The sequence below is a fragment of the Sulfitobacter sp. genome (genome assembly GCF_041552635.1).
Taxonomy (GTDB): domain Bacteria; phylum Pseudomonadota; class Alphaproteobacteria; order Rhodobacterales; family Rhodobacteraceae; genus Sulfitobacter.
The window spans coordinates 1-4,609 of record NZ_JBFEKM010000238.1; the positions used below are offsets into that span (position 1 = coordinate 1).

3 protein-coding genes and 1 pseudogene are annotated in these 4,609 nt (G+C 53.8%); all 4 read right to left on the bottom strand.

The window, feature by feature from the left end:
* The coding region (locus ABYT07_RS19120; protein WP_372993610.1) for a glycosyltransferase family 4 protein at positions 1-1,131 on the bottom strand (1,131 nt) is incomplete at its 3' end.
* Positions 1,132-1,213: 82 nt separating this feature from the next.
* Positions 1,214-3,040: an ABC transporter ATP-binding protein gene (locus tag ABYT07_RS19125; RefSeq protein ID WP_372993611.1), complete on the bottom strand. Its 1,827-nt coding sequence runs from the start codon at positions 3,038-3,040 to the stop codon at positions 1,214-1,216.
* 319 nt (positions 3,041-3,359) lie between these two features.
* Positions 3,360-4,001: a CatB-related O-acetyltransferase gene (locus tag ABYT07_RS19130; RefSeq protein WP_372993612.1), complete on the bottom strand. Its 642-nt coding sequence runs from the start codon at positions 3,999-4,001 to the stop codon at positions 3,360-3,362.
* 132 nt (positions 4,002-4,133) lie between these two features.
* Positions 4,134-4,297 (bottom strand): annotated as a pseudogene (locus ABYT07_RS19135) (integrase core domain-containing protein); the annotation flags it as partial.
* Positions 4,298-4,609: the final 312 nt, after the last annotated feature.

Sequence of the window (4,609 nt, forward strand, 5' to 3'; positions counted from 1 at the left end):
GAAATCGCGCCAAGGGCGGGGTTCGACAGCGGGCGGCGTTTCCTGCATGAGTGCTTGGAAAAGCGCCGCATAGGCTTTGGCAGCTTTGGCATTGCTGAACCGCGCGCGGGCCTGCTGGGCACCGCGTTCGTGTTGTGCCTGCAGACTGGCGCGGTCTCGGGCGAGCTCAGCGATGGTGTCAGCCAAAGCTTCGGCATTGCCTTGATCATGCAAGCTGCCTGCCTGCCCTTGCTCGATCATGAAATCGGTGATGCCCGTGATGTTGAAGCAGACCGGGACACAGCCGGCCATCATCGCTTCAAGCAGCGCATTGGGCATGCCTTCAAAGCGCGAGGTGAAAACAAAAACATCCGTCTCTGCTAAGAACTCTGGGATCTGATCGGGGCCAAGCGTGCCAAGAAACGCCACCCGGCCTGCCGCTTCATGTGCTGAAAGTGCATCGCGTAGCTGGTCACCGTCACGGCCTTTGCCCGCGATGCGCAGCCGAAATGGTACCTTGCGCGCGTGCAAGGCATCAAGGATCGCGGGGATGTGCAGCACACCTTTCTGGCCATGTTCGAGCCGCCCGAGAAAGCCCAATTCAAGTTTATCCCCTTGGGCACGGGGGCGGGCAGCCGCATCATCAAAACGGCCCGGGTCGATGCCATTTGGAATAAGCTCGATCCGAGCCGGGTCAGCACCATAATCAGCGACCAAGTCGTCGCGCAGCCGAGGGCTGAGCGCGACGATCCGCATCAGACGTTCGCGCCCCGACATCGTGATGCGATACCCATGATCAAAGGCATTGGCACAGCGTGACATTACCCTGACGTTGGCCGGCAAATGCGGTAGCGCCGATAAGATCCCAGCAGAGTTGATGCCCATGACGATGTCGATCCGTTCACGCTTGCACCAATCGGTGAAAGCACGCGCCTGCCTTTTTAGGCTGGAACTGCGCGGGACCAGAAGATGGCATCCCTCATCGACATAATCGGCATCGCAAAGATGCGCGTCGTCCCTGCCAAGGCTGACGCAACGCAGGTCGATCCCATGGCCCAACAGGGCAGGGCGCAGGTTTCTATAGAAGGTGAAGGTCCCTGCATCCTTGGGGACAGAACCGAAGGCCACGCGAATTTGAGACTGAGCAGACATCAAAAATAGGCTTTTTGTGGGAACAAAATCAAGCTTTGGACCTTCAATGATATGCAAAGGAATTTTTTGTCAGGCCAGATCTTCATGTACCCCCTTCAACTCCACCGCTCGTGGTGATGCGGTGGAACGCCTCAGAACGCCAGACCTCCTTGACGGTACCATCTGCCGAGATGCGACCTTCTTCCAGAAGGATCAATCGGTCGGCGTATTCAAGTGGCTCGAGTTGATGTGTCACTGAAATAACCGTCGGGTTCTGTGGTAGGTTAGACAATGCCTGCAACATCTTTGTCTGTGTGTTGAGGTCCAGCGCCGATGTTGCTTCGTCCAGAATAATGACGGTGGGAGTACGGTAAAGAGCCCGAGCAAGTCCAATACGCTGACGCTGCCCCCCCGATAGGGCCGAGCCTCGTTCGCCCACGGGGCTGTTGATATCTTGCGGCAAGCCAGAGACGAAATCCAATAGCTGCGCTTGCTCGAGCGCGATACGGATCCGCTCAGGGTCGCGCTCCTCTTCGGGCACGCCGAAGGCGACATTGGCTGCGATTGTATCGTCAATCAGGAAAACTGCTTGCGGCACATAGCCAATCTGCGCATTCCACTCAGGCAACACCTGCGCCAGGGGCGCGCCATCCAAACTGACCTGCCCCTCTGTCGGTTTGATCAACCCCAAGAGCATCAGAAGGAAGGTGGATTTACCTGCCCCGGTAGCGCCCATGACTGCCAGATGTTCACCCCTGCGCAGAACTGTTGAAATTCCTGCTATCGCAAGTCTGTCTTGGTCCGGAAACCTGAATTTTGCGTCATCGAATTGCAGTACAGAGAACCCCTGCTCCGGGGCCGCAACCCGTCGCGGAGCTTCCCCGGAAAAGGGCTCCAAAGTTTCCAGATCATAGACCAGAGGAGGGAGCGAGGCACTGGCGGACCCGATTTTGTTTATGGCCCCTAGAATTTTGTTGAGCACCTGACGCAACCGAAAAATGGCAACCGCGAGAACTGCCGCCATCGCAAAGGCATCTTCTACGCCATCACCGGTGATGACCATGAAGGACACAATCATGATAAAGGCGATCATGATCAGGCTTTCCAGTACCAAAGGCAGCGATTGAGTTAAGAATATCCGGCGACGAAGTGCCCATCCCAGCCGTCCCTGAGTGCGCTGGAACCGCCAAATAAAGCTATCGTTGCGGCCCAATATTCGGGCCTCAGTCATTGCATTCATACCTTCATAGGTAGCTTTCAGCGTGTCGCCACTAGCCAATCTGGTCTGCTTTCCCGCCTCGATAAGGATCTTTTGGACGCGCATGGCCACCGTCGCCAACAAGATAACGATCGCGCCTATAGCCAGCATCAGGCCCGGGGACAGTGTCAGAAGAATAAACACCAGAAGTGCTCCGGATATGATGCTGTTGAGAACAAGTTGCAGCAGTTGCAAGGTAATCTGGTTTGATACCAAGTTAACGTCTTGCAGCAAATTGCGCTGTAGATCGGATGTATTTCGCATTCCGTACCAAGTATACGGTGCGAGTTGGTAAGCCCTAAAAAGGCGTGTTGCGAGCGTGACCTGCTGCCGGACCACTGTTCGGGCAAGCATAAGATTGGTTAGAAGGTCCAAGGCCAGCTTGATTAGTAGCAGCCCGCCAAGCCCGATCGAAAGAGCAATGATTTGCGTGCGCGCGTCAAGGCCTGCAAGTAGTGATGTAATGGGATTGTCTAGCGACAACTCTCTTGAAGCGATGAACTTGAAATAGACCTGAATACCGAGGAGACTACCCAACTCAGCAATAGCTGCCACCAACATTACCAGAAACAGTGTCAAAAATTGCAACCGCATCGGGAGGGTTGTGATACGCCAGAGCATCGAGACTAATCGGTGTAAGGGGGGCGTTGGGTCGGAGGTCTCGATCATCATGTACCACTTCCGATACTGTGTCTATGTTGCGTTGCAGCATCAATGACTTGGGGTGAAAATACAATGCAGAGTGAAAGAAAACGCCGTTTTCCAGTGGGAGAATTTTTCGGCGATGCCAGCCATCTTGAAGCGTTCTCAAGTTCGCGGAAAAATTATAAAGCGGCGGAACGGCCTGTGTCCATATAAGCAATACAAGGCAGATCCATCGAGTTGCAAGAATACAAGTTAACTCAAGTGATAAAGTTCCCATTTACGGTTCATTCACGCTCATCGCCAGTCCCCGTCGGGAAAGTTTCTTTCTATTTTACAAATGATAAATCTAGCTCTTCCAAGAGCTAGAAATTCTGTCAAGCGTTTCCGGGGTTGGGCTTTGGGACAGGTCAGGTACGATTTTGCGGATGACCGATTCAGGTAGATTCCACCATTCTAGGGTAAGCAACCTATCGACCATTTCTGGCTCGAAACGGCTGCCAATTCGACGCGCTGGATTTCCTCCCCAGATCTCATAGGGCGCAATATCCCTCGTCACGGTTGCATTGGCGGCAACGACCGCACCGGTACCAATGCTGATGCCGGATAGGATAGTGGCATTGTAACCAAGCCAGACGTCATGCCCTATAATAACTTCACCCCGCGTGGCAGGATGCCCCTCGGGTCGGACATCCCCAAGGGTGTCTTGGTAGATATGGCCAAAGGGAAACGTTGTGACCCAATCTGTGCGGTGGTTACCGCCAAGAATGATGGTCACATCCTTCGCAATTGAGCAAAATGATCCGATCGTCAGGGCAGCCCCTTCGTTCCATTGCTTAACAATCAGACCACCCTTGCCATAGGTAAAGCGCCCGATGCGAACGCGGCTGCGTCCGACAGTGAAGTCTTGGGGCGCGGGGCTTTCGGGTTTCTTGGGTGTCTTGACCAAGGTCCGCATCAGACGTTTCAAGCGAGACAAAGGATGTGTCATGGTACCTCTTCCTAAAGGACGGATGTCGCGAATACAGACCGCATGAGCAGCAACATTGAGATAGGTTGTCCCCGTAATTGAGAGAAGTTGATCGGTAATTTCCCCATTTTTAATGGGGGTTAGCCGTAGAATTCAGGCGGCTGCTTTCAGTTTCATGGCGGGTGTTATGCCGCCGATACCCATGTTGGGTCTCTCGTTGTTGTAAGTCCAGAGCCATTGTGTGGCCTGATCCTGTGCCTCCTTGATGTATATTGACTAAGCCATTCGCGCCTAACGGTGCGGTCGTAACGCTCGACGTCCCCAAAATTGGTCCGCCAATTGTAAAAGCGGGCACGCCATCCTCCGACTGCTTCAACACCCCCATGATCCGTGCTTCGCTAAATCGTCCGTTCTTTATCGTAAATCTCCTCAGATATCTTGCCGAGAAAATTTTACTTTTGAACACCACAAACTTTAGGGGAGGCTACTGGACCTGTCGCGGTTTGATGCCGCTCCTTTGATAGCATTTACTGCAACAAAGGAGACGGACTATGGGACTGAAACGGACAGACGAATTCCGCAAAGATGCGGTGCGTATCGCACTGACCAGCGGACTTACACGCAAGGAA